Source organism: Bradyrhizobium sp. UFLA05-89, assembly GCF_059803475.1.
This window is the reverse complement of the sequence record NZ_JBANBA010000016.1, coordinates 58,385-79,897: the sequence shown is the minus strand read 5'-3', so window position 1 is coordinate 79,897 and position 21,513 is coordinate 58,385. Positions and strand designations below refer to the sequence as shown.

Annotated in this window: 20 protein-coding genes and 1 pseudogene; 7 read left to right on the top strand and 14 right to left on the bottom strand. The window is 63.5% G+C overall.

Translation table 11 applies throughout. The features are described from left to right. Window positions 1-3: 3 nt before the first annotated feature. A complete protein-coding gene (locus tag SO139_RS11510) occupies window positions 4-1,545 on the bottom strand; it encodes a benzoate-CoA ligase family protein (protein WP_449377734.1) in 1,542 nt (513 codons plus the stop codon). A gap of 122 nt (window positions 1,546-1,667) precedes the next feature. Here SO139_RS11510 and SO139_RS11505 point away from each other — a divergent pair, with 122 nt between their 5' ends. Continuing rightward, window positions 1,668-2,576, top strand: coding sequence for a helix-turn-helix transcriptional regulator (locus tag SO139_RS11505; RefSeq protein ID WP_254102299.1), 909 nt, complete (start codon window positions 1,668-1,670; stop codon window positions 2,574-2,576). Window positions 2,577-2,635: 59 nt separating this feature from the next. On the opposite strand, the gene SO139_RS11500 is transcribed toward SO139_RS11505, so the two are convergent. The 3 genes from SO139_RS11500 to SO139_RS11490 all read right to left on the bottom strand — a co-directional run bounded on the left by SO139_RS11500 (window position 2,636) and on the right by SO139_RS11490 (window position 5,219). Next, a complete protein-coding gene (locus tag SO139_RS11500; protein ID WP_449377735.1) occupies window positions 2,636-3,766 on the bottom strand; it encodes a glycoside hydrolase family 172 protein in 1,131 nt (376 codons plus the stop codon). 180 nt (window positions 3,767-3,946) lie between these two features. Continuing rightward, window positions 3,947-4,276: a PRC-barrel domain-containing protein gene (locus SO139_RS11495; RefSeq protein WP_449377736.1), complete on the bottom strand. Its 330-nt coding sequence runs from the start codon at window positions 4,274-4,276 to the stop codon at window positions 3,947-3,949. Between the two features lie 157 nt (window positions 4,277-4,433). Then, window positions 4,434-5,219, bottom strand: coding sequence for an IclR family transcriptional regulator domain-containing protein (locus SO139_RS11490; protein ID WP_449377838.1), 786 nt, complete (start codon window positions 5,217-5,219; stop codon window positions 4,434-4,436). 111 nt (window positions 5,220-5,330) lie between these two features. Between SO139_RS11490 and SO139_RS11485 the strand changes: the two genes are divergently transcribed. Together SO139_RS11485 and SO139_RS11480 are read left to right on the top strand one after the other, a co-directional pair. Further along, the gene (locus tag SO139_RS11485; RefSeq protein WP_449377737.1) at window positions 5,331-6,689 is read left to right on the top strand and encodes an aromatic ring-hydroxylating dioxygenase subunit alpha; all 1,359 of its coding nucleotides are present in this window, start codon (window positions 5,331-5,333) and stop codon (window positions 6,687-6,689) included. Window positions 6,690-6,971: 282 nt separating this feature from the next. Next, window positions 6,972-8,408 (top strand): glutamine synthetase family protein, encoded by a 1,437-nt coding sequence (locus SO139_RS11480; RefSeq protein WP_449377738.1) that lies wholly within the window; start codon window positions 6,972-6,974, stop codon window positions 8,406-8,408. Window positions 8,409-8,775: 367 nt separating this feature from the next. Here SO139_RS11480 and SO139_RS11475 read toward each other — a convergent pair. From SO139_RS11475 to SO139_RS11430, 10 genes and pseudogenes are all read right to left on the bottom strand, one after another. Beyond that, a pseudogene (locus SO139_RS11475) lies at window positions 8,776-10,602 on the bottom strand (TonB-dependent siderophore receptor); the annotation flags it as partial. A 15-nt stretch (window positions 10,603-10,617) separates the two neighbouring features. Beyond that, window positions 10,618-11,025 carry a hypothetical protein gene (locus SO139_RS11470; protein ID WP_498540070.1) on the bottom strand — a complete coding sequence of 136 codons (408 nt, stop codon included), beginning with the start codon at window positions 11,023-11,025 and terminating at the stop codon, window positions 10,618-10,620. Window positions 11,026-11,273: 248 nt separating this feature from the next. Beyond that, entirely contained in the window at window positions 11,274-12,200 is a 927-nt protein-coding gene (locus tag SO139_RS11465) for a helix-turn-helix transcriptional regulator (RefSeq protein WP_449377740.1), read from the bottom strand. A 113-nt stretch (window positions 12,201-12,313) separates the two neighbouring features. Then, window positions 12,314-13,027 (bottom strand): ABC transporter ATP-binding protein, encoded by a 714-nt coding sequence (locus SO139_RS11460; RefSeq protein WP_449377839.1) that lies wholly within the window; start codon window positions 13,025-13,027, stop codon window positions 12,314-12,316. A 4-nt stretch (window positions 13,028-13,031) separates the two neighbouring features. After that, window positions 13,032-13,799, bottom strand: a complete 768-nt coding sequence (locus SO139_RS11455; protein WP_449377741.1) for an ABC transporter ATP-binding protein — start codon at window positions 13,797-13,799, stop codon at window positions 13,032-13,034. Continuing rightward, window positions 13,792-14,736: a branched-chain amino acid ABC transporter permease gene (locus SO139_RS11450; RefSeq protein ID WP_449377742.1), complete on the bottom strand. Its 945-nt coding sequence runs from the start codon at window positions 14,734-14,736 to the stop codon at window positions 13,792-13,794. The genes SO139_RS11455 and SO139_RS11450 overlap by 8 nt, the downstream gene beginning before the upstream one ends. Next, window positions 14,733-15,650 (bottom strand): branched-chain amino acid ABC transporter permease, encoded by a 918-nt coding sequence (locus tag SO139_RS11445; RefSeq protein ID WP_449377743.1) that lies wholly within the window; start codon window positions 15,648-15,650, stop codon window positions 14,733-14,735. The genes SO139_RS11450 and SO139_RS11445 overlap by 4 nt, the downstream gene beginning before the upstream one ends. Window positions 15,651-16,060: 410 nt before the next feature. Continuing rightward, window positions 16,061-16,246 (bottom strand): hypothetical protein, encoded by a 186-nt coding sequence (locus tag SO139_RS11440; RefSeq protein WP_254102280.1) that lies wholly within the window; start codon window positions 16,244-16,246, stop codon window positions 16,061-16,063. Between the two features lie 46 nt (window positions 16,247-16,292). After that, window positions 16,293-16,952, bottom strand: a complete 660-nt coding sequence (locus SO139_RS11435; RefSeq protein ID WP_449377744.1) for an acyl-homoserine-lactone synthase — start codon at window positions 16,950-16,952, stop codon at window positions 16,293-16,295. An 80-nt stretch (window positions 16,953-17,032) separates the two neighbouring features. Next, complete coding sequence (locus SO139_RS11430; RefSeq protein WP_449377745.1) at window positions 17,033-17,761, bottom strand: helix-turn-helix transcriptional regulator; 729 nt, start codon at window positions 17,759-17,761, stop codon at window positions 17,033-17,035. 171 nt (window positions 17,762-17,932) lie between these two features. Between SO139_RS11430 and SO139_RS11425 the strand changes: the two genes are divergently transcribed. The 4 genes from SO139_RS11425 to SO139_RS11410 all read left to right on the top strand — a co-directional run bounded on the left by SO139_RS11425 (window position 17,933) and on the right by SO139_RS11410 (window position 21,495). Next, the gene (locus SO139_RS11425; protein ID WP_449377746.1) at window positions 17,933-18,109 is read left to right on the top strand and encodes a hypothetical protein; all 177 of its coding nucleotides are present in this window, start codon (window positions 17,933-17,935) and stop codon (window positions 18,107-18,109) included. A gap of 252 nt (window positions 18,110-18,361) precedes the next feature. Then, window positions 18,362-19,300, top strand: a complete 939-nt coding sequence (locus SO139_RS11420) for a LysR family transcriptional regulator (RefSeq protein ID WP_498540069.1) — start codon at window positions 18,362-18,364, stop codon at window positions 19,298-19,300. A 133-nt stretch (window positions 19,301-19,433) separates the two neighbouring features. Then, window positions 19,434-20,309: a shikimate dehydrogenase gene (locus SO139_RS11415; RefSeq protein WP_449377748.1), complete on the top strand. Its 876-nt coding sequence runs from the start codon at window positions 19,434-19,436 to the stop codon at window positions 20,307-20,309. Between the two features lie 58 nt (window positions 20,310-20,367). Further along, the gene (locus SO139_RS11410; RefSeq protein WP_449377749.1) at window positions 20,368-21,495 is read left to right on the top strand and encodes an ABC transporter substrate-binding protein; all 1,128 of its coding nucleotides are present in this window, start codon (window positions 20,368-20,370) and stop codon (window positions 21,493-21,495) included. Window positions 21,496-21,513 lie beyond the last annotated feature (18 nt).

Below are 21,513 nucleotides of genomic sequence, written 5' to 3'. Positions count from 1 at the left end.
CTGCTAGTTCGCGCCTGCGCGCAGCTTGAAGCGCTGGATCTTGCCGGTTGCCGTCTTCGGCAAGGACTCCACGACGTCGATCCAGCGCGGATATTTCCAGGGGCCGATCTTCTGCTTGACGTGCTCCTTCAGCATCTCCTGGAGATCGCTGGCCTTGGCGCCGGGACGCAGCACCACGAAGGCTTTCGGCTTCAACAGGCCTTCCGGATCGGCTTCGGGAACGACGGCGGCTTCCAGCACGGCCGGGTGCGTGATCAGCGCGCTCTCGACCTCGAACGGCGACACCCAGATGCCGGAGACCTTGAACATGTCGTCGGAGCGTCCGCAGAAGGTGTAGCGGCCCTCGGCGTCGCGGACATATTTGTCGCCGGTGCGCGTCCACGGACCTTCGAAGGTGCGGCGGCTCTTGTGGCGCTGGTTCCAGTAGCCCTCACCGGCCGAGGGGGCATCGACCAGCAGCTCGCCGACCTCGCCGTCCGGCACATCATGGCCGGCTTCGTTGACCAGCCGCACCGCATAGCCCGGCACCGGCTTGCCGGACGAGCCGTATTTGATGTCGCCCGGCGCGTTCGACAGGAAGATGTGCAAGAGCTCGGTCGAGCCGACACCGTCGAGGATGTCGACGCCGAAGCGCGCCTTCCAGGCATTGCCCACCGATTCCGGGAGCGCCTCGCCGGCGGAAGTGCAGATGCGCAGGGCCTTGCCGCCGCGCTCCTGCTTGCCGGCTTCGTCATTGAGCATGGCCGCGAACAGCGTCGGCACGCCGTAGAAGATGGTCGGGTTGTATCGGTTCATCAGCTCGAACATGCGCGCTGGCGTCGGCCGCTCGGTGTTCAGCACAGTGGTGGCGCCGACCGACATCGGAAAGGTCAGCGCATTGCCAAGGCCATAGGCGAAGAACAGCTTTGCCGCGGACAGACAAACGTCGTCCTCGCGAATGCCGAGCACCTGTTTGGCATAGGTGTCCGCGGTCGCCTGCAAGCTCGAATGCAGGTGGCGCACGCCTTTGGGCATGCCGGTCGAGCCTGATGAATAGAGCCAGAACGCCGGCTCGTCCGGATGCGTAGCAGCGGTCGCGAAATCATCGGTCTCTTGTGCAAGTTCTTCCGCGAGCTGCTTGTGGCCGTTCTGCTTGTTGCCGGAGACGACGACATGGTCGAGATCCGGCATGCGGCCGACGATGTCCTTGATGACGGGATAGAGCGCCTCGGACACGAACAGCACACGCGCGCGACAATCGGCGAGGATGTAGGCGTATTGCTCCGCGGTCAGCAGGGTGTTGAGCGGCACCGGCACGATGCCGGCGCGGATTGCGCCGAGAAACAGAAGCGGAAAATCGATCGTGTCGAGCATGATCATCGCCACGCGCTCCTCGCGGCGAACGCCGAGACGGCGCAGCATGTTGGCCGCGCGACGCGTCTGTTGCTGGAGCTCGCGGTAAGTCAGGCGGGAGACGGTATCGTCGAAGACGAGCTTGTTACCCCTGCCCTCCGCGATGTTACGGTCGAGCAGCCAGGTCACCGCGTTGTAGGATGCCTCGCTCACGGACTTCTCCCCCGAATTTTGAATTATAATTCATAGAAAGACACTCCGTCGGCTTGCTGTCAATGCCATCAGGCATTATGTTTCCGACAAACGCGCCGCCGGACATCCGCTAAAGAAGGCAAATGACCGAAAGTCCCGACGCCGAATCCCAATTCCTCGAACAGCTTGGCCAGCGCGTGCGCACCATGCGCGCGCTGCGCGGAATGTCACGAAAAGTGCTCGCCAAGGTGTCCGGCATTTCCGAACGCTACATCGCCCAGCTCGAAAGTGGCAAAGGCAACGTCTCGATCGTGCTGCTCAGGCGCGTGTCGAACGCGATGGGCGCGCATCTGGAAGACCTGCTGCCGACGATCGAGCCAGCGCCGGACTGGCAGATGTTCCGCGATCTCCTGCGCAAGGCGACGCCTGGCCAGATCGCGCAGGCCAAGGACCTGCTCGCCGGCGGCAGCGCGTCGGCGCCGCGGCGCGCGCCGTTCTGCGGTATCGCGCTGATCGGCCTGCGCGGCGCAGGCAAGTCCACGCTTGGCAAGATCTTGGCGAAGAAGATCGGCTGGAGCTTCGTCGAGCTCAACAAGGCGATCGAGGAGCAGAACGGGCTTTCGATCGCCGAGATCATCGCGCTTTACGGCCAGGAAGGCTTTCGCCGCATGGAGCAGGCGGCGCTGCAACAGCTCCTCGCACGCCACGAGTTGATGGTGCTCGCAACCGGCGGCGGCATCGTCTCGGAGCCACTGACCTTCGACCAGATCCTGTCATCCTTTTACACGATCTGGCTGAAAGCCGAGCCCGAAGAGCACATGGCGCGCGTGCGCCGCCAGGGCGACCTGCGCCCGATGGCCGACGACCGCTCCGCGATGACGGAGCTGCGCAACATCCTGCTCAGCCGCGAGCCGCTGTATTCGCGGGCGACGGCGGTAGTGGATACTGCGGGGCTGAGCGTAGACGCCGCGGCGGCGCGGCTGATCGATGCGGTGCGGCCGGTGCTGCAGAACGAAGCGCGCAGCTTCGGGCTGCGCAGCGTGGCGCTGTAAGCGCGCGGCGGCGCCGGCGACGTAATTCCCGCCATCTCCGACATCGAGGAAGCGCGGGTTCAATCCACCTCGAGATAATCCGCCCCCGGCAATTCCGGAAACCGCGCCGTCGGCAGCGCCTGGTACCAGAACGCGACTGATGCGACGTCGTCCTGCAACGGCAGGTATTTCGGCTCCTTCACGCCGGAGCGCCAGCCGAGTGCCTGCATCGTCACGCGCAGATCGCTCTGGAAGCGCACGGGATCGGGGATGTGCCAGCGGTACATGCCAAAGCGCTGCTGCGACTTGTAGACGCCGTCGGGACGGATCACCTGCGGCAGGCCGGCATAGGGCGTGGTGAACTCGAGATAGCGCGACACTGGCCCACCGCTCGCACCGGGATTGGCGAGCTGCCACGGCACGCGCGGATCGAAATTATAGGCGCCGCCAAAATAATCCTCGGTGCCGGTCCCGCAGACGGTCGGAAATTCACCGTCGCCGTCGATGAAGAATTTTATCTCGCCCTCGCCCCACCAGCCATTGTTGTTCGAGCCCCAGGCCATGTAGGTGCCGATATAGTGGCCGTGCCCGGTGACGCCGTCGAGCAGCGTGTGGACCTCCTTGTACGGCACCGGATTGGCGCGGCGAAACTGCGCATGAAAATAGGCGCAATCTTCCGGCACATCCGTCAGCGCGTAGTTGATCTGGTAATAGATGGTCTGCGCCTCCTCGTTGCGGTTCTCCAGAGTGACGCGCGCACGCTTGCGGAACGGCATTTCCCAATAGCAGTTGAAGCCGCGGCCCGGATTGACGCAGACGGCGAGCGAGGACACCTGCGCAAATTCCTCCCAGCCACAGGCGAAGAAGTCGCCGACGGGGCATTCGACGCTCGGGTGCGCTTGGTCATCCCAATAGATGCGCAGGATGGAGTGGCGCAGACGGCCGCGCGAAATCGTCATCCAGATCTGCTGGATCGCGCCCGCGCCTTCGATGTCGGCAAGCGTAAAGGTCGCGCCGGGCGCGATGACGACGTAAGGTGAAATCTTCCAGCCTCGTCCGAGATCGCGCGCCTGAGGTGCTGCCGGGCCATCGACGGCCATGCCGCCCTTGCCTTTCTCGCCAGTGAAATTTTCCGGACTGATCGAGCGCGACCGCGCGTTCGACAGGCGCGAGAGATTGCCGAGATGGAGGCCTAGTCCGGAGAATGTCATTGTGAGTCTTACCTTGCTGCACGGCGGTCGGTGATCGAGGCACGAAACTAGCCTAGTCCGTACGGGAGCGTGCAAACAGGTCGTAGGGTGGGTTAGCGAAGCGTAACCCACCTCTTTCGTTTCCGCGTTTACAGAAGTGGTGGGTTAGGCCTCCGGCTAAACCCACCCTACACAGCCCAGCTATACCGACCAGTAATTCGCATGCTGGTAGGCGCGCGAGCGGTCGCCCCAATCGAATTCCTCGCCGTCGAACTCGCACGGGCCGGTGCTCAGCTCGTCCAGCGTCACCTCGACCTGGAAGGCCTGACGGTGCGGATCGTATCTCAGCGCGCTCCACTGGAGGGGATAATGGTGATGCGTGCCGAGCAGCCCTCCGGTCTTGATCACGGCATAGGCGACCGTTCCGCTCAGCTTGTCGAGCATCAGCCGCTCGATCGTGCCGAGCTTCGTGCCGTCGCGCCCGAAGACGGCGACGTGCTCCACGCGATCGCTGGGAACCATGGTGTGCATGGCGTGCTCCCTGGGTTTTTGCGTTTGCGGGAATTATAGCACAAGCGAGCGGCGTAGGGTGGGTTAGCGTCAGCGTAACCCACCTCTTTGCTCGCCACGCGTTGGGCGAAGCGGTGGGTTACGCTTCGCTAATCCACCCTACGTAGCTACTGTGGCGCTACAGCAATTGCGAGCGCACCGCCTCCGCGCCTTCGCGGAGCAGCGGCAGGAAGCGGTCGATCAGCTCCCGCGTCGGCACGCGGTCGACATGGGCACCCATGTTGATGGCGGCAACGATGGTGTCGTCGTAGCGGCGGACAGGAACGGAGATCGAGCGGAAATGCGGCTCGGCTTCGCGATCGACCAGCGAAAAACCCTGCGCCCGATCGGCGGCGATCTTCGCAACGAGCAGCTTCGGATCGGTCACGGTCTGCGGCGTCAGCGCCTCGCGTTTCATCTTCTTCAGGCGGACGGTGAGCGTGGCGTCGTCGAACTGGCCAAGCATGACGCGGCCGACCGAGGTGCAGAAGACCGGCAGCCGGTAGCCGATCTCGAGCCCGCCGGAGAACACCCGCATCGGGCTGCCGCGCGCGATGAACAGGACGTCGTCGCCGTCGAGCACCGCGAGCGAGGAGATCTCCTGCGCCGCGGTTGCGATGCGGTCAAGCGCCGGTTGCAGCACGGCAACGAGCTGGTTGGAGCGCAAATACGACGCTGCGAGCGTCAGCACGTGGGGCGTCAGCGCGAACAGCTTGCCGTCGCTGGCGACGAAACCGCCGCGCTGGAGCGTGAACAGGATGCGCCGTGCGGTGGCGCGCGGCAGCTCGGCGGCGCGGGCGAGATCGCTCAGCGTCATCGGGCCGGCGGTCGCGCCGAACATCTGTAACAGTCGCAGGCCGCGATCGAGGCTCTCGACGAAATCCGTCGCGCGCTCGTCCGTCTCGTTCCGCTTCAGCTTGGGCATCCGCTCCGCGCCTGCAAAATATTGCTTGCTGCCAAACCACGGCATGTCATAATTCGCCCATTCGTTCAATAGGCGAACAACGCCCCTCCGCGCAAAAAGGACGCCGCCGCCATGATGAGCCAGGAGCAGAACGACCTGATCACCCGCACCGGGCCGAAAGATCCCTGCGGCAGACTGATGCGGAGCTACTGGCAGCCGGCGGCGCTGGTGGACGAGCTGGAGGACGCGCGCCCGGTACGGCCCGTCAAACTTTTGGGCGAAAACCTCGTGCTCTTCCGCGACGAGAGCGGCCGCTACGGCCTGATCGACCGCCACTGCGCGCATCGCGGCGCAGACCTCGCCTTCGGACGTCTCGAGACTGGCGGCCTGCGCTGCGCCTTCCATGGCTGGCTGTTCGACGCGACGGGGCAGTGCATCGAGACGCCGGCCGAGCCGAAGGATTCAAAACTCTGCCAGAACATCCGTCAGCGCTCCTATCCCGTGGTGGAGAAGAGCGGCATCCTCTGGGCTTATCTTGGCGAGGGCGCCCCGCCCGCTTTTCCGGAGCTCGACTGCTTCGTCGCACCCGGCACGCACACTTTTGCCTTCAAGGGCCACATGGCCTGCAATTGGCTCCAGGCGCTGGAGGTCGGCATCGATCCCGCACACGCCTCCTATCTGCACCGCTTCTTCGAGGACGAGGACACCTCGACCGCCTACGGCAAACAGTTCCGCGGCGCATCTGCCGGCTCTGACCTGCCGATGACCAAAATCCTGCGCGAATACGACCGCCCGATCATCAACGTCGAGCACACCGAATACGGCCTGCGGCTGATCGCGCTACGCGAGATCGACGACGAGCGCACGCATGTGCGGGTGACAAATCAGCTCTTCCCGCACGGCTTCGTCATCCCCATGAGCACGGAGATGACGATCACGCAGTGGCACGTGCCGGTCGATGACGAGAACTGCTACTGGTACGCGATCTTCACCAGCTACACGAACCCGGTCGACAAGAAGAAGATGCGCGACCAGCGGCTCGAACTCTATGAGCTGCCCGACTACAAATCGCGCAAGAACAAGGCCAACGACTACGGCTTCGATCCGCACGAGCAGCAGACCGCGACCTATACCGGCATGGGCACCGACATCAACGTCCACGACCAGTGGGCGGTGGAATCGATGGGCGCGATCCAGGATCGTACCAAGGAGCATCTCGGCCAGAGCGACAAGGCGATCGTGCAGTATCGCCGCCTGTTGCGGCAGGAGATCGAGAGGGTCTTGGGCGGCGAGAAGCCGATGCTGTTTCTCGATGAAGATAACGCACGTTCGATCCAAGGGCCTGCAACGATGGACGGCATCGGGCCGACACGGGGCTGGGAGACCTACTGGATGGAAGTCGACGTCAAGCGACGCCGCGGCGCGCCCTGGACGGCGCCGGTGCCGAAGGACATTGAAGGCAAGGTGCATCGGCTGACGGCGGCAGAGTGAGGCTCGCGCTCGTGAGGCCACATCATGAAAATCGTAGGGTGGGCGAAGCAAAGCGTGCCCACCACTTCTGTCGATATCGTGGAGAGCTGGTGGGCACGGCGCTTTGCGCCTTTGCCCGCCCTACGGCAGTGGAGTAAACGTGAAGGCCCCTCCCGCGTCATTGCGAGCGCAGCGAAGCAATCCAGACTGTCGCCGGCGCAAGACTCTGGATTGGTTCGCTGCGCTCGCAATGACGGAGTATGTGGCGCGTACTTCACGCCTAATAACTGACGGAGTAATGCAGTGACTTTCGTCGCGCGTCATGAGCTCTGGTCGGCCGAGCAGAAGGACGCGGCGCTGCGCGTGCGGCGGATGGTCGAGGAGAACAACCTCGAAGTCATCCGCCTCGCCTTCCCCGACCAGCACGGCATTTTGCGCGGCAAGACCATCATCGCGGCCGAGGCGATCGCCTCGCTGGAGAGCGGCTGCTCCATCACCACCACCATGCTCGCCAAGGACACTTCGCACCGCACGGTGTTTCCGGTGTTCACATCGGGCGGCGGCTTCGGCATGAAGGAGATGGAGGGCGCGGCCGACGTGCTGATGGTCGCGGACCCCACCACTTTCCGCGTGCTGCCCTGGGCGCCGACCACGGGCTGGCTGCTGTGCGATCTCCATTTCAACGACGGACGGCCTGTGCCATTCGCGACGCGCGGGCTTTACCGGCGGGTCCTCGACGAGCTCGGCGCGCGCGGCCTTGATTTCGTCGCCGGCCTCGAAGTGGAATTCCACATCTTCAAGCTCGACGACGGGCATATGCGCCCGGAGGATGCCGGCCAGCCCGGCACGCCGCCCTCGGTGAGCCTGCTCAGCCACGGCTATCAATACCTCACCGAGCAGCGCTTCGATCAGATGGAGCCGGTGCTGGAGATCCTGCGCCGCGACATCGTCGCGCTCGGGCTTCCCTTGCGCTCGGTCGAGGTCGAGTTCGGGCCGAGCCAGTGCGAGTTCACCTTCCAGCCGCGGAAGGGCATCGAGCCCGCCGACAACATGGTGCTGTTTCGCTCGGCCGTGAAGCAGATCGCGCGCCGTCACGGCTATCACGCCACCTTCATGTGCCGGCCAAAACTGCCGAACGTGTTCGCCAGCGGCTGGCATCTGCACCAGTCGATCACCTCGCGCGCGGGCGGCGAGAACTTGTTCATGGCGAAAGATGCCAGTCAGCCGTTGAGCGAATTCGGCCGCGCCTGGCTCGCAGGCCTGCTCGACCACGCCCGCGCCTCAGCCGTGTTCACCACGCCGACGATCAACGGCTACAAGCGCTACCGTTCCTATTCGCTGGCGCCGGACCGCGCGATCTGGGGTCGCGACAATCGCGGCGTGATGATCCGCGTGCTCGGCAGTGCAAACGATCCGGCGACGCGGCTCGAGAACCGGATCGGCGAGCCCGCAGCCAACCCCTATCTCTACATGGCGTCGCAAATCCTCTCGGGGCTGGACGGCGTCGACCGCAAGCTCGATCCCGGCCCATCTGCGGACGCGCCCTACGAGACCAAGGCGCCGCTATTGCCAAAATCCTTACGCGATGCCGTCGGCGCGCTGAAGGACGACCCATTCTTCCGCGAGAAGCTCGGGGCGGAGTTCGTCGACTACTACACCCACATCAAGAATGCCGAGATCGACCGCTTCCTGGCCGAGGTGACCGACTGGGAGCATCGCGAATATTTCGAGATGTTTTGAGACCGGCTACTCGCCGTGGTGACGGTAACCCCACGGCGCCCTGCGGGCATACCTCACCCTCCTGTGAGACGACTTCGTCCCGCCTGTTCCGACGACATCACGTTGCCGCCGGACGAAGCCATTTTCCGTATGCCTCGAAAAGCGCCGGAAAGACTGCAGCGCTAGAGTGCGATTATGTGATCAGACGATGGAGTTCGGTCATGTGGGGTCAATTGTTCAGCCTGATTTACCGTCTGTCCTGCCGCACCACCCTGATCGAGATCGGCGTGCATCGCCTGTCACGCTGAGCGCCAGGTACGCTTAGGTAAGACGGATTGACCTTATGACGCGGGTTGCAGGGCAAAACGCGTCATCCCCGGGGATCCATTCACCAGCGGTAGCCGAGTGTCGCGATGACGGTCAGCGGCGCACCGCGGTAGCAATATCCAACCTGGCACGTGGTGTAGTGCAGATTGAAGAGGTTCTTGGCATTGACCTGGAACTGCACACTCTTCAATTCCTTCGCCGCCTGGCCAAGATCATATTTCAGCGCCGCATCGATCAAGGTAACCGCGCTGTTCTTGAAGGTATTCTCGTCGTCGCCAAAGCTCCAGGACATGTAGCGCACGCCCGCGCCGACGCTTAGTCCTGCGAACGGACTGGCCAGCGGCAGGGCATAGTTGCCCCACAACGTCGCGGTGTGCGGGGGGTTGCCGGATGGAAACTTACCAAGCGTCGAGCTGTCTGCAGCCTGCTTGGTGACCATGTCGAGATAGGTGTACGACGAGGTGATATCAAAACCACCACCCAGACTCGCGAGCCCCTGCAATTCAAAGCCGCGGCTTTGAATCTCTCCGCGCTGGACCGTGACCCCCGTCCCCGTCGTCACGAGCCCGCCGTCCTGGGTGAGGTCGAAGACAGCGGCGGTGATGAAGCTCCTGGTGCCGGGCGGCTGATACTTCACACCGACCTCGGTCTGCCGGCCGGTGGTCGGCTTGAAGAAGGCGCCAGACGGATCAACGCCGAGATTGGGAAAGAACGACGTCGAATAGGCGACGTAGGGCGCAACGCCGGAATCGAACACATAGGTCAGCCCGGCTCGCCCGCTATAGGCCTGGTCGGACTGCACTTGCCGGGTCACCGCGAACAGATCCTCGCCCGTGGTGCGCACCCAGTCACTGCGACCGCTCAGCGTCAAGATCCAGTGATCGAGCTTGGCCTGGTCCTGGACATAGACGCCGGACTGGATTTGCCGCTGTGCCGTCGAGGACGAGATTGCCGGATCAGGAATGGATTCGGGCGCATAGACCGGCGCTGCCAGATTGAGATCGGACACACCGAAGCCGAACCCCTGCATGTCAGAGAATTTCGACCAGGTGTAGTCGGTGCCGATCAGGAGGGTGTGCTGCACAGGTCCCGTAGCGACCTTGGCCTCGACCTGGTTGTCGACGATGGCGGATTGCAGCCTGTCGTGGACGTAGCCGGTATAGCGCGAAACGACGTCGCCCACCGGAGCGCCGAGAAAGCCGACATAGCGGGTGACCGCGTCCACATCCGTGTAACGGAACTTCTGCCGGACCGTGACGCTGTTGTCGAAGGCATGCTCGAAGATGTAGCCGACGCGCCCCTGCTCCTGATCCAGCGAATTGTAGGACGGACTGCCGGTGTAGATGTCGTTGGTCGTCCCGGTCCCCGAGGAGTAGGTGAACATCGACCCCGGCGTCTTCGATTTCTGGTAGGCGCCGAGAACCGTGAAAGACGTCGATTGATCAGGCTTCCAAGTGACGGCTGGCGCCACATAGACACGATCGTCCTTGCCGCCCGGCACGAACACGTCCGCCTCGCGAACGACCCCGGTCAACCGATAGAGAAACTGGCCGCTGGCATCGAGCGGCCCGGAAAGATCGAAATTGCCCTCAAAGCGACTGCGGTCGCCGAACAGGGTCTGCACCTCGTGAAACGGCTGGCTGGTCGGCAGCTTGCTCTGTAGATCGATCAGTCCACCGGGGGAGCCGAGGCCATAAAGCGCTGAGCTCGGCCCACGAACGACGGTGATGCTGTCGATGCCATAAGGTTCAGTCTTGAACACGCCGAGACCGGCACCGACGAGGCGCAGTCCGTCGAGATAGGTGCCGTTATAGGTGATATCGAAGCCGCGGATCGAGATCGAATCGAAGCGCGGATCGTAGCCGGCAGCATCGATGCGGACGCCCGGCTCGTAACCGACCGCCTACGTCAGCGTCTGCACGGTGCGATCGTTGAGCTCCTTGCGCGTCACGACCGAGATCGACTGCGGCGTCTCGAGCAATGGCGTGCTCGTCTTCGTGCCTGCCGAGCTCGTGCCCGCAACGTAGCTGCTCTCGCTTGACGCATTGCCGCGACCGGCACCGGCCTCACGCGCGTTTTGATTTCTGGTATCCACGGGCCCGGCATTGCGCTGTGTCAGGTTGCGGTCGCGCGGCGATTGCGACGCTCGCTGGGCGCGCGGACGCGCCTGTCCGGGTGCATCCACCGTGACGGGAGGCAATGAGGTCCCTGCGCTCGAGCCGGACCTCGGCTCGGATATCTGCGCGATCGACGGTGTCGGTTGCAGGAGCACTCCCAGGCCAGCCATCCCCAGGCCCAGGCCTGATCTCATCAACCGCTCCCAAACCAACTTATGCCCGTCGTCGCGTCTCATCGTCGTCCCCGAGTTCCATCTTCGAACGATCGGGGAGTAATCAGATCGCGGCGCGCACCGCCTTTGCGCGTGCGCAAATCACCTTTGATTCCACGTGGAGGCTCTCAAGTCTGCGAACGGATAGGCCTTCGTCGTCGACGACATGGACACGTCGTGCAGACTCATGCAGCTGCGTGCAGAACGCCCGCGAGCTCAGTCGAACTCTGCTACTGGCAGTCGCTCGGCGAATAGCCGAAGCGTCTGCGGAAGGCCGTTGCGAAATTTGCCGGATGGGCATAGCCGACCCGATAGGCCGCTTCGGTGACCGACAACCGCTGATGAATCAGAAGGGCCCGAGCAGCATCCAGCCGCCGGGCCCTCAAGTGATCGATCGCGCTCTCGCCATACGCCATCTTGAATTTTTGGTTGAAGGACCGGCGGCTCAGCCCGGCGTTCCGCGCCAACTCGTCGATGCTCCACGGGTAGGCCAGATCGGCGTCCATGCGCGCCTTGACCGACTGCAATCGCATCCGCTGGAGATCGGCTACCGGATCGATCTCGATCCTGCCCTGCTCGCCGGCCAGTGCATGAACGATGATCTCGGCAGCGTGCGCCGACAGCAACAATTTTGCAGCGTTTCCGTCGACCGGCGGCGAGAACATTTCTGCCGCGATGGCCTGAATGCGCGGCGATGCCTTCAAAGAGACGACAACCGCACCGGACTCGTCGTTCTCAAACAGTGCCCGGAAATCATGCTCGAGACCGAGACCGTCGATGGAAGCTTTGGGCAACGCCAGGCCTATCGCAGGCCTTTCATCACACTGAACCGGGCGCGCGACTGCAGCGGCTTCGCGGACGGCAATCACCGTGATCTGCTTTCTGCAACCCCTCCCATGCGCCAGATTGCCGCGGCCCTTCCCACCGTCGAACGCCACGGAAATGAACAATCCCGGCTGCGCGATCGCAGGCCAGTCTGCAGCGGCTTGAAACTCACCCCTCACAAACAGGCAGCCCGGGAAATCCAGCCATTGCGCCGCCGCTGAAGCGCCGGATCGTGTGGCGTCAACGTTGTCTCCACGCCGTCCGACGATTTGATCATAGAAGTCTTGCATCACTACGCTGCAAACTTTTACGACCAGCGACGGTGCGCTCAAGAGCTGTGCGAACAGTTTGGAGGGCTTCGAAACTAGATTTCGTCGAAGACGGCTGCCGATCCCCCGTGAGCGCGGCTAGAACGGACGACGTTGTGCCCGCACTGAGGAACGCGTCAAATTCCGAGATACCGGTGCTGCAGCTCAGGCTCGGCCGTCAGTTGGTCCGAGGTGCCGCTCCACACCGTCTTGCCGCGCTCGATGATGTAGTGGCGGTCGCAGATGCGGGCGAGGTGGTCGACGTTCTTGTCGACGACCAGGATCGATTGCCCGCGCTTCTTGAGCAGCGACAGGCAATTCCAGATCTCCTCGCGAATCAGCGGGGCGAGGCCTTCGGTCGCTTCGTCGAGGATCAGGAGCTTTGGATTGGTCATCAGCGCGCGGCCGATGGCGAGCATCTGCTGCTCACCGCCGGAGAGCTGGTTGCCCATGTTCGACGCACGCTCGGCGAGGCGCGGAAACAGGACGTAGATCGCGGCCAGCGTCCAGGGATTGTCGATGCCGAAGCGATCAGCGGCCGCCGCGACGAGATTTTCGCGCACGGTGAGATTGGGAAATATCTGGCGTCCCTCCGGCACGAGGCCGACGCCGAGTTTTGCGATCCGGTAGGGCGGAAGCTGGCGCACCTCTGAGCCCGCGAAGCGGATCGCGCCGGCGCGCGCGGGTGTCAGGCCCATGATGGAGCGGATGGTCGTGGTCTTGCCCATGCCGTTGCGGCCCATCAGCGAGACCATCTCGCCCGCCTTGATGGATAGCGACAGACCGAACAGCACCTGGGAGAGGCCATAGCAGGTCTCGATGCCGTCGACGTCGAGCAGCGAGTCGGCCATCTGGTCAATCATGGCGCCTCACCACATGCTGATCGCCGAGATAGGCGCGCTTGACCTCGTCGTTCGCGCGGATCGCGGCCGGATCGCCGGAGGCGATGACGCGGCCATAGACCAGCACCGAGATGCGGTCGGCGAGCGCGAATACCGCCGGCATGTCATGCTCGACCAGTACGATCGAGACTTCTTTCCGGAGATCCTGAAGCAGCTTCACCATGCGCTGGGATTCGGTAACGCCAAGGCCGGCCATCGGCTCGTCCAGCAGCAGGATCTTCGGCTTGCTTGCGAGCGCGACCGCAAGCTCGAGCTCGCGCCGCTCACCATGGCTGAGCCTGCTCACCACGACATCTGCGCGATGCGACAGGCCGACGCGATCAAGCGCGGCTTGCGCGGCATCGCGCAAGGATCGCTCCTTCCGCGCATTGGCAAAGAAGCGGAACGACGTGCCCGCGTGCGCCTGCGCCGCCAGCGCGACATTGTCGGCGGCGGTGAAGTCGAGCAGCAGCGAGGTAATCTGGAACGAGCGCGCGAGCCCCAGCGCGCAGCGGCGATAGGCCGGCAGATAGGTGATATCGCGCCCGCCGAGCAAGACGCTGCCCGCATGCGGCGAGAGGTGCCCGGTGAGCTGGCTGATCAGCGTGGTCTTGCCGGCGCCGTTCGGACCGATGATGGCGTGCAGCTCGCCGGCCGCAACATCGAGCGAAACGTGATCGGTCGCGATGATGCCGCCGAAGCGGCGCACCAGCTTTTCGACGCGGAGCAGCGGTTCAACCACGACCGGCCCTCCCGAGCAGGCCCATGATGCCGCCGCGCCCGAACAGCACGATAAGCAGCAGGAGCGGGCCCATGATCAGCGCCCAATATTCGGTGATCTGCGACAGGAATTCTTCCAGCAGCAGATATACCACCGCACCCACGACCGGGCCGAACAGCGTACCCATTCCCCCTAGGATCACCATCACCATGAGGTCGCCGGAGCGGGTCCAGTACATCACGGCCGGGCTGACGAAGTCGGTGTTGTTGGCGAGCAGCGCACCGGCAAGGCCGCACATGGTGCCCGATATGACGAAGCAGACGAGCTGATAGCGCTTCGCGGGAAATCCGATCGCCTGCATGCGCTGCTCGTTCGAGCGCAGGCCCTGCACGACAAGACCGAAGCGCGAATTGACGATGCGCCAGATCAAGACAATGACGCCCAGCAGGCAGCCGAGGCAGAGATAGTAGAACTGCACACGGCTGGAGAGATTGATCAGCCCGGAGAAATCGCTGCGCTTGTAGACGGTGAGACCGTCGTCGCCGCCGTAGCGCGCGAGGCCCGATGCGACGTAGTAGGCCATCTGCGCGAAGGCGAGCGTGATCATGATGAAATAGACGCCGCGCGTGCGCAAGGACAGCGCGCCGATCACGAGCGCATACAGCGCGGACGCCGCAAGCGCGACCGGGAACTGGATGAAGCCGCTTCCGATGCCTTCCTGCGCCAGGATGCCCACCGCGTAGCCGCCGATGCCGAGATAGGCGGCGTGACCAAAGCTCATCATGCCGCCATAGCCCATGATGAGGTTGAGGCTCGCGGCCGCGAGCGCCAGGATGACGATGCGGGTGAATAGCGTCAGGATGAAGATGTTGCCGGAAAGCTGCGAATAGAGCGGCAGCAACACGAGGCCTGCCAGCACCAGGGCCGTGACGGCCTTGCTCACGCTCAAAGCCTTCATCGACGACTGGCCGGAAACAGCCCCTCCGGCCGCACCACCAGCACGACAGCCATCAAGAGATAGATCAGCATGGAGGACAGCGCGGGCGCGGCGGTGGACGCTGCGGTTGAACTCAGGATCTGGCGCAGCAGGTTCGGCAGGAAGGCGCGGCCGAGCGTATCGATCATGCCGACGAAGATCGCCGCGAGGAACGCGCCGCGGATCGAGCCGATGCCGCCGATCACGATGATGACGAAGGCAAGGATCAGGATGTTCTCGCCCATGCCAATCTGCACGGTGAGGATCGGCGCCTGCATAAGCCCGGCGAGGCCGGCGAGCGCCGCGCCAAGACCGAACACCAGCGTATAGAGCAGCTTGATGTTGATGCCGAGCGCGCCGATCATCTCGCGATTGGAGGCTCCGGCGCGGATCAGCATGCCGATGCGCGTGCGCATCACGCCGAGATAGAGCAGCAACGCGACGAGAAGCGCGACCACGATGATGGCAAGGCGATAGGCCGGGTAATAGATGCCGGGCAGGATCGGCACCGGCACGGTGAGCCAGGGCGGCAGCGGCAGCGCGAGACCCGCCGGGCCCCAGATCAGCCGCACCGCTTCATTGAAGAACAGGATCAGGCCGAAGGTCGCGAGCACGTGGTCGAGATGGTCGCGGCCATAGAGATGCCTGAGCGCAACCACTTCGAGCACGATGCCGAGCACGAGCGTCGCGCCCAGTGCGAGCAGCGCGCCGAGCAGGAAATTGCCGGTCCAGGCGACGAAGGTCGCGGCGAAATAGGCGCCCATCATGTAGAGCGAGCCGTGCGCGAGATTGACGAGATCCATGATCCCGAACACCAACGTCAGCCCGGCGGCCAGCAGGAAGAGAAGCAGCCCGAACTGCAATCCGTTGAGGAATTGTTCGACGACGAGCAGCATCGACGCTCTTTCAGCCAGGCATCACGTTGCGCCGATGTTCGAACACGGCCGCCATCAGTGAAAGAGCTCCCCCTACCTCTTCAAGGCCAAAATCGGTAACGGCAGTATCGTTCCGACGCAAGAGCGATTCTATGCCCGACATGCACTTTGTTGCATCTCATCGAACAGGCGTTGAGTGCGACTTGCAAGAAGATTGCGTGGGGGATGGGTCAAGCTGCCGCACCCACGTCTACTCAGACGAGGCGCAGGGTAGATGTTGAACGGTGAGGTTGCTGCCGGCATCCCGGCGATTGTCTCGCGCACTCACATCAAGAATGCTGAGGTCGACAGCTCGCCTCACGATTCATCCGAGTAACGCGCTTCACCTCGCCCCGCGTGCGGGGAGAGGGAGAGGCAGGCCATCGTCGCGCTCAGTGCGAGGTCATCGAGTGAGGAAAGTCATCCCGGTCAGTCGCGACGCCGTCGGCGGTGGAAGCTTCGAGCGCCGCCATCCGGAACAGATAGGCGAGCGTGGCGTGGCCGCAATCATCCGCCATCTGCGCCAGCTCGAGCGCCATGTCGGACATGTAGCCGAGATTCTCTTCCTTCATTTTCATCTTAAGCTTCGCAAGGGTTCGGGTGTCTCGCATCATGTTCGACATCTCAGGCGGTCTTTCGTTGCGCGGCGGTGAGGCCGCAGGTGTTGGCACGGGCGACGGCGTCGAGGCGCGGACCATCCTGGCGTACGACGCTCGCCATGCCGATCCGCTCGCGCACGGTATCGAGCGACTCCCGGCAAACGTCGATCATGGCAGCCATGGTCCAAGAGCCGTCGACCAGCGCGGGCAATCCCAGAGGCGTGACGACGAATCCGATGTCGTGGAAGCGCGGCAACCACCAGGTCTCCATGACGAGGCAGAGACGCTCGATGCCCTGGTCGAGACAGAACTCCTGCGCCGACGCCATCAATTGCAGATTGATGGCTCCATCGCGGCGGTCACGCGCGACGAAGAAGCGCGACCATTCCCACACCAGCGCGCCAGCCGGACAGCCGCGCACCGCAGCGAGATGCGGAAAGACCTCGCTCATCATCGTCGGCTTCGTGGTCGGATACAGCCGGTAGCCGCCGATCACGCGGCGGCTCTCCAGCGCGAGCATGTAGATCGCATCGTCGTCGTCGTAGACGTCGACCTCGCGGCCGTCGGGCTTGCGCAGCGCTTCCCACTTGCGCTCGTCGACGAAGATCTCGTGCCGCAAGCGGAAGTGTTGCTCGACGACGTCTTCGTACAGATGTCGGTTCGCCGAAGAAATTGCATGGATCATGAAATCCCCCGTTCTTCGAAACGGGGGAAGCCTCGTTGAAAAGAGGCGGCTTCGATATTGGGAAATTTCCCAGTGAGAGCTTATGGATTGATGATTTTGTGCTTGATCGCGATCGCGACTGCATGCGTACGGTTGACGGCACCGAGCTTGCGCGCAGCGGTTGCAAGGTGCTCTTCCGCGGTCCGCTGCGTGATGTGAAGAATCTCGCCGATCTCCCAGGCCGATTTGCCTTGTGAGGCCCAGGCGAGCACCTCGCGCTCGCGCGGCGTGAGCAGCGCCGGCGGCGTCGGACGCGGATCGAGCAGGCGGCGGATGCGGTCGAAGCCGTACATCGCCATCAGGTGCAGCGCCGGCTTGCTTCGTGCATTGAGATCGAGATGCACGCCGCCGAGCGAAACACCGGCCTCATAACCGGTCAGCCCGTGGATCGGCACGACGAAGCCGCGCGACATGCGGAAATCGGTGGCGCGGTTCATCACTTCCACCGCACCGGGCTCCCGCTCGGCATCGTACGGTGCTTCCGACCATTCGAAGGGATTCACCGACTGCCGGCACATCCGGATCACCGGATCGAAGCGGACGTAGTTCCGCTCGGTGTACATCCTGAACCATTCCGCAGGCCAGCGCTTGGCGAGCACCATCTGTTCGAAGTGCTGCTCCGGATTCGGTAGCCCCGTGACGATGATGTGCTCGAAACCGAAGCGGCCAAATGCCGCCTCAAGCGCGTTCATCGCATCCGGAACCCTGCTGTAAGCTTCCAGGCCTTCGATGAAGTCGAGCGCTTCCCGGCCATAGTCCACAGCGGACATCGGTTCGTTCCTGCCCCCTCGCTCCGTAGCTTGCTTTGTAGCCTGACTCGGGCGTCGTCTCAATGCATCGCCTCCGTAGTTTCACGGTGCGGCAGGCTCTGAAGATTTAATCTACTTGTGGAGGAAGGGAGGTCAAGATACACCTCCGTCGTCTGGAGCGAGAGAGCCACGATGGAAGATGAGAACATCGCCCTCAACAGCGTGCTCGGCCTGGAACTCAACCGCGTGTTCTTCGCCGTGCGCGAGACCGCGAACAAGCAGAAGATCATCGAGCTCGCGCGCGAGGTGCTGGAAAGCGAACGCGCCGCGCTGCCCGATAGCGTCTCACCCGAAGGGCCGGCACGCTAGAACGCAGTTGCAGCAATCGCGCGGGTGAGACGTCGCGATGCGATGGCCTTCTATTCGAACGCGCCGGTTTTAGCTGAAACAATCTGACCGCGAAATTGAGTCCGTTCTCGCTTCCTAGTCCGTTCTCCCTTCATGGCCAAAGATAGCGCGCGCCGCGGGCTATTCACGTTGACAGGCATTTGCGGCTGGATGACATGACGCCTGTCGTGAGATGATCGTCACTCACGATCGTCCGTCGGGATGTCCCAGAGCATGATGACGCTACGCCAGGTTGAAGTGATCCGCGCCGTGATGGTGACGGGGACCATTGGCGGCGCGGCGAAGCTATTGAACGTATCGGCGCCCGGCATCAGCCGTCTCGTCAAATACACCGAACGCTCGCTCGGCATCCGCTTCTTCCAGCGCCAGAACGGACGTTACTTCCCGACGCCCGAGGCCGAGAACATCTTCGAGCAGATCAACGGCGTCTACAAGAAGGTCGATGACCTCTCCGAGATCATCTCCAAGATCGGCCGCGGCGGATTGTCGGAGCTGCGCATCGGCTCGGTGCCGAGCATTTCGCAGGTGATGGTGCCGCGTGCGATCGAGCGGGTCCGGCGGCGCTATCCGGATCTCGGCATCGACATCAACATCCTCAAGCTCGAGGAAGCGATCGACTATCTCATGCTCGGCCGCGGCGAGTGCGTCGCGATGAGCTACCGCCTGGAGCATTCCGGCCTCGATTTCATGCCGCTCGCTTCCGGCGAGCTCTATTGCATCGTGCCGCCCGGCCATGAGCGAGCCGGCCGCAAGCAGGTCTCGGCGGCCGAGATCACGCGCTATCCGCTGATCGGCATCGATCCGAACGATCCTTACGGAAGGATCATGGCCGAGATCTTTGCCCGTCACCGGCTCGAATACAACATCACCATCCGCGCTCGCTTCGGCACCACGGTGTGCGCGCTGGTGAAGGCGGGCCTGGGGATCGCGATCATCGACCAGTTCACGGTCGCCCATGGCGGCTATCCCGGCATCGAGCTGTTGAGGATCACCGAGCCGACGCGGTTCGACACCTATATCGCGGTGAAACGCGGCGCACCGCTCTCGCTCCACGTCGAATATTTCATCGAGCAGCTCCGCGCCGAGATGCGCGCGGTCGAGCCCTCGCGCAGCGGCCAGAAGGGCGCCGCGGCTCGCGGTCGCAGGAAATAACATTATGTTAGGTTTGTAGGATAAATGGGTAATTGTGTTAGGCGGGGGACAGGCTATCGTCGGGCTTGAGCTTTGCCGATTTCCGCGCAACACCGCGTGGCGAAACACATACACACCCAGACCAATTCGGATCATGTCAACGCGCCGACCTGCCGCACCTCAGAAACTCCTCACCGGCCTGATCGGTGCGCCGATTAAGCATTCCGCTTCGCCTGCCATGCACGAGCACGCCGCCGAGGCGCTGGGGCTGCGCGGCCATTACCAGCTCATCGAGGTCGCCGGCGCGGATTCTGCCGGGCTCAGCATGATGCTCGAGGGGGTGCGGCGGCTCGGCTTTGCCGGCGTCAACGTCACCTATCCCTACAAGGAAGCGGTGGTGCCGCTACTCGACGAGCTTGCGCCCGGCGCAGCCGCCATGGGTGCAGTCAACACCGTCGTCGTTCGCGATGGCCGGCTGATCGGCCACAACACCGACACCACGGGATTTGCCCGTGCGGTGGCGCCCCTGCTGGCGCCCGCGGGCAATGCGGTCGCCGTGATCGGCGCCGGCGGCGTCGGCAAGGCGATCGCCTTCGCGCTGGCGAGCCAGAAGGTCTCCGACATCCGCATCGTCGACAGCGAACCGGCGCGGGCCGAGAAGCTCGCATCGCTCCTGACCACGAACGGCGCAAAAGTCGCATCCAGCATCGAGGATGCGCTCGAGGGCGCAACTGGCCTGATCAACGGAACGCCGGTCGGCATGCTGCCGAACCGGGACACGCCGGTGCCGACGGCGCTGCTGCGTGCAGACCTTTGGGTCGCCGACGCCGTCTATTCACCGCTGATCACCCCGCTGCTCGCGGCAGCGCAGGCCAAGGGCGCGCGGATCATGACCGGCCGCGAGCTCGCGATCTACCAGGCCGCAGACGCGTTCGAACTGTTCACCGGCCTTGCCCCATCGACCGAGGTCATGGGCGAGGCTTTTGACGCCGTGATGGCAGCGCGCAGCGCCGCCTATCAGGTAGCTTGACGGAAAGCGGCCGGAAACAAGACCGCTTGCATAACTGAAGAGAAATGGGAGGAGTGAGATGAAATCGACATTACTGGGCGCCCTGTTTGCGGTTGCCATGGCAACGAGCGCCTTTGCGCAGCCGATCAAGCTGGCCGACGTCGCCGAGCTGTCCGGCGGCGGCGCCACCGTCGGCACCAACTGGAAGAACGGCATCGATCTCGCGATCGAGGAAATCAACGCCAAGGGCGGCGTGCTCGGTCGCAAGCTCGAGGTCACCCATGCCGACTCGCAGTCCAACCCGGGCGTGGCGCGCGCGCAAGTGCAAAAGGCGCTCGACGCCGAGCCCTATGTGCTGCTCGGGCCCGGCTATTCCGGCTCGGTGAAAGTCACCGCGCCGCTCGCGGCCGAAGCTGGCATCGCGCAGATCATGGGCGGTGAGGCCGCCGAGCTGACCCAGGCAGGCAACAAGTTCTTGTTCCGCACCTCCTTTGGCCAGCAATCCTCGATGCCGAAGGTCGCAAAGTACATCCACGACGACATGAAGGCGAAGACGGTCGCTGTCGTCTGGGTCAACAATGATTTCGGCCGCGGCGGACGCGACGTCATCGTCAAGGAGCTCGACCGCCTCGGCTCCAAGGTCGTCGCCGATCTCTCGACCGAAGCCGGCCAAGCCGACTTCGCCGCCGACGTGGGCAAGATCAAGGCCGCCAATCCGGACGCGGTGTTCGTCTATCTGAACGAGGAAGAGAGCGCGCGCATCCTCAAAGAGCTGAAGCGCCAGGGCGTCACCGCGCCGCTGATGGGCGAGACCACGCTGATCGGCCAGAAGGTGATCGAGCTTGCAGGCGACGCCGCCAACGGCGCGCGCGGCCATGTCGGCCTCACCACCGACGCACCGGTCGACCTGATCAAGGGCTTCCGCGATCGGTTCTCCAAAAAGTACAACTACGTGCCCGACCATAACGGCCTGAAGGGCTACCTCGCCGTCTACATGGTGAAGGCCACCACCGAGAAGATGGGCAAGGTCGATCCCAAGGCGTTTGCCGACACGCTGCACGGCCTGACCATCAAGGCCGCGGACGAACCGGGCATCCTGATGGACGTCACCTTCGACCAGAACGGCGACATCGACCGCCAGAGTTTCCTGGTCGAGGTCGTGGAAGGCAAGCAGGTGGTGAAGCAGGTGCTGCCGAAGCTGAAGTGACCTTGCGCCCTACTCCCT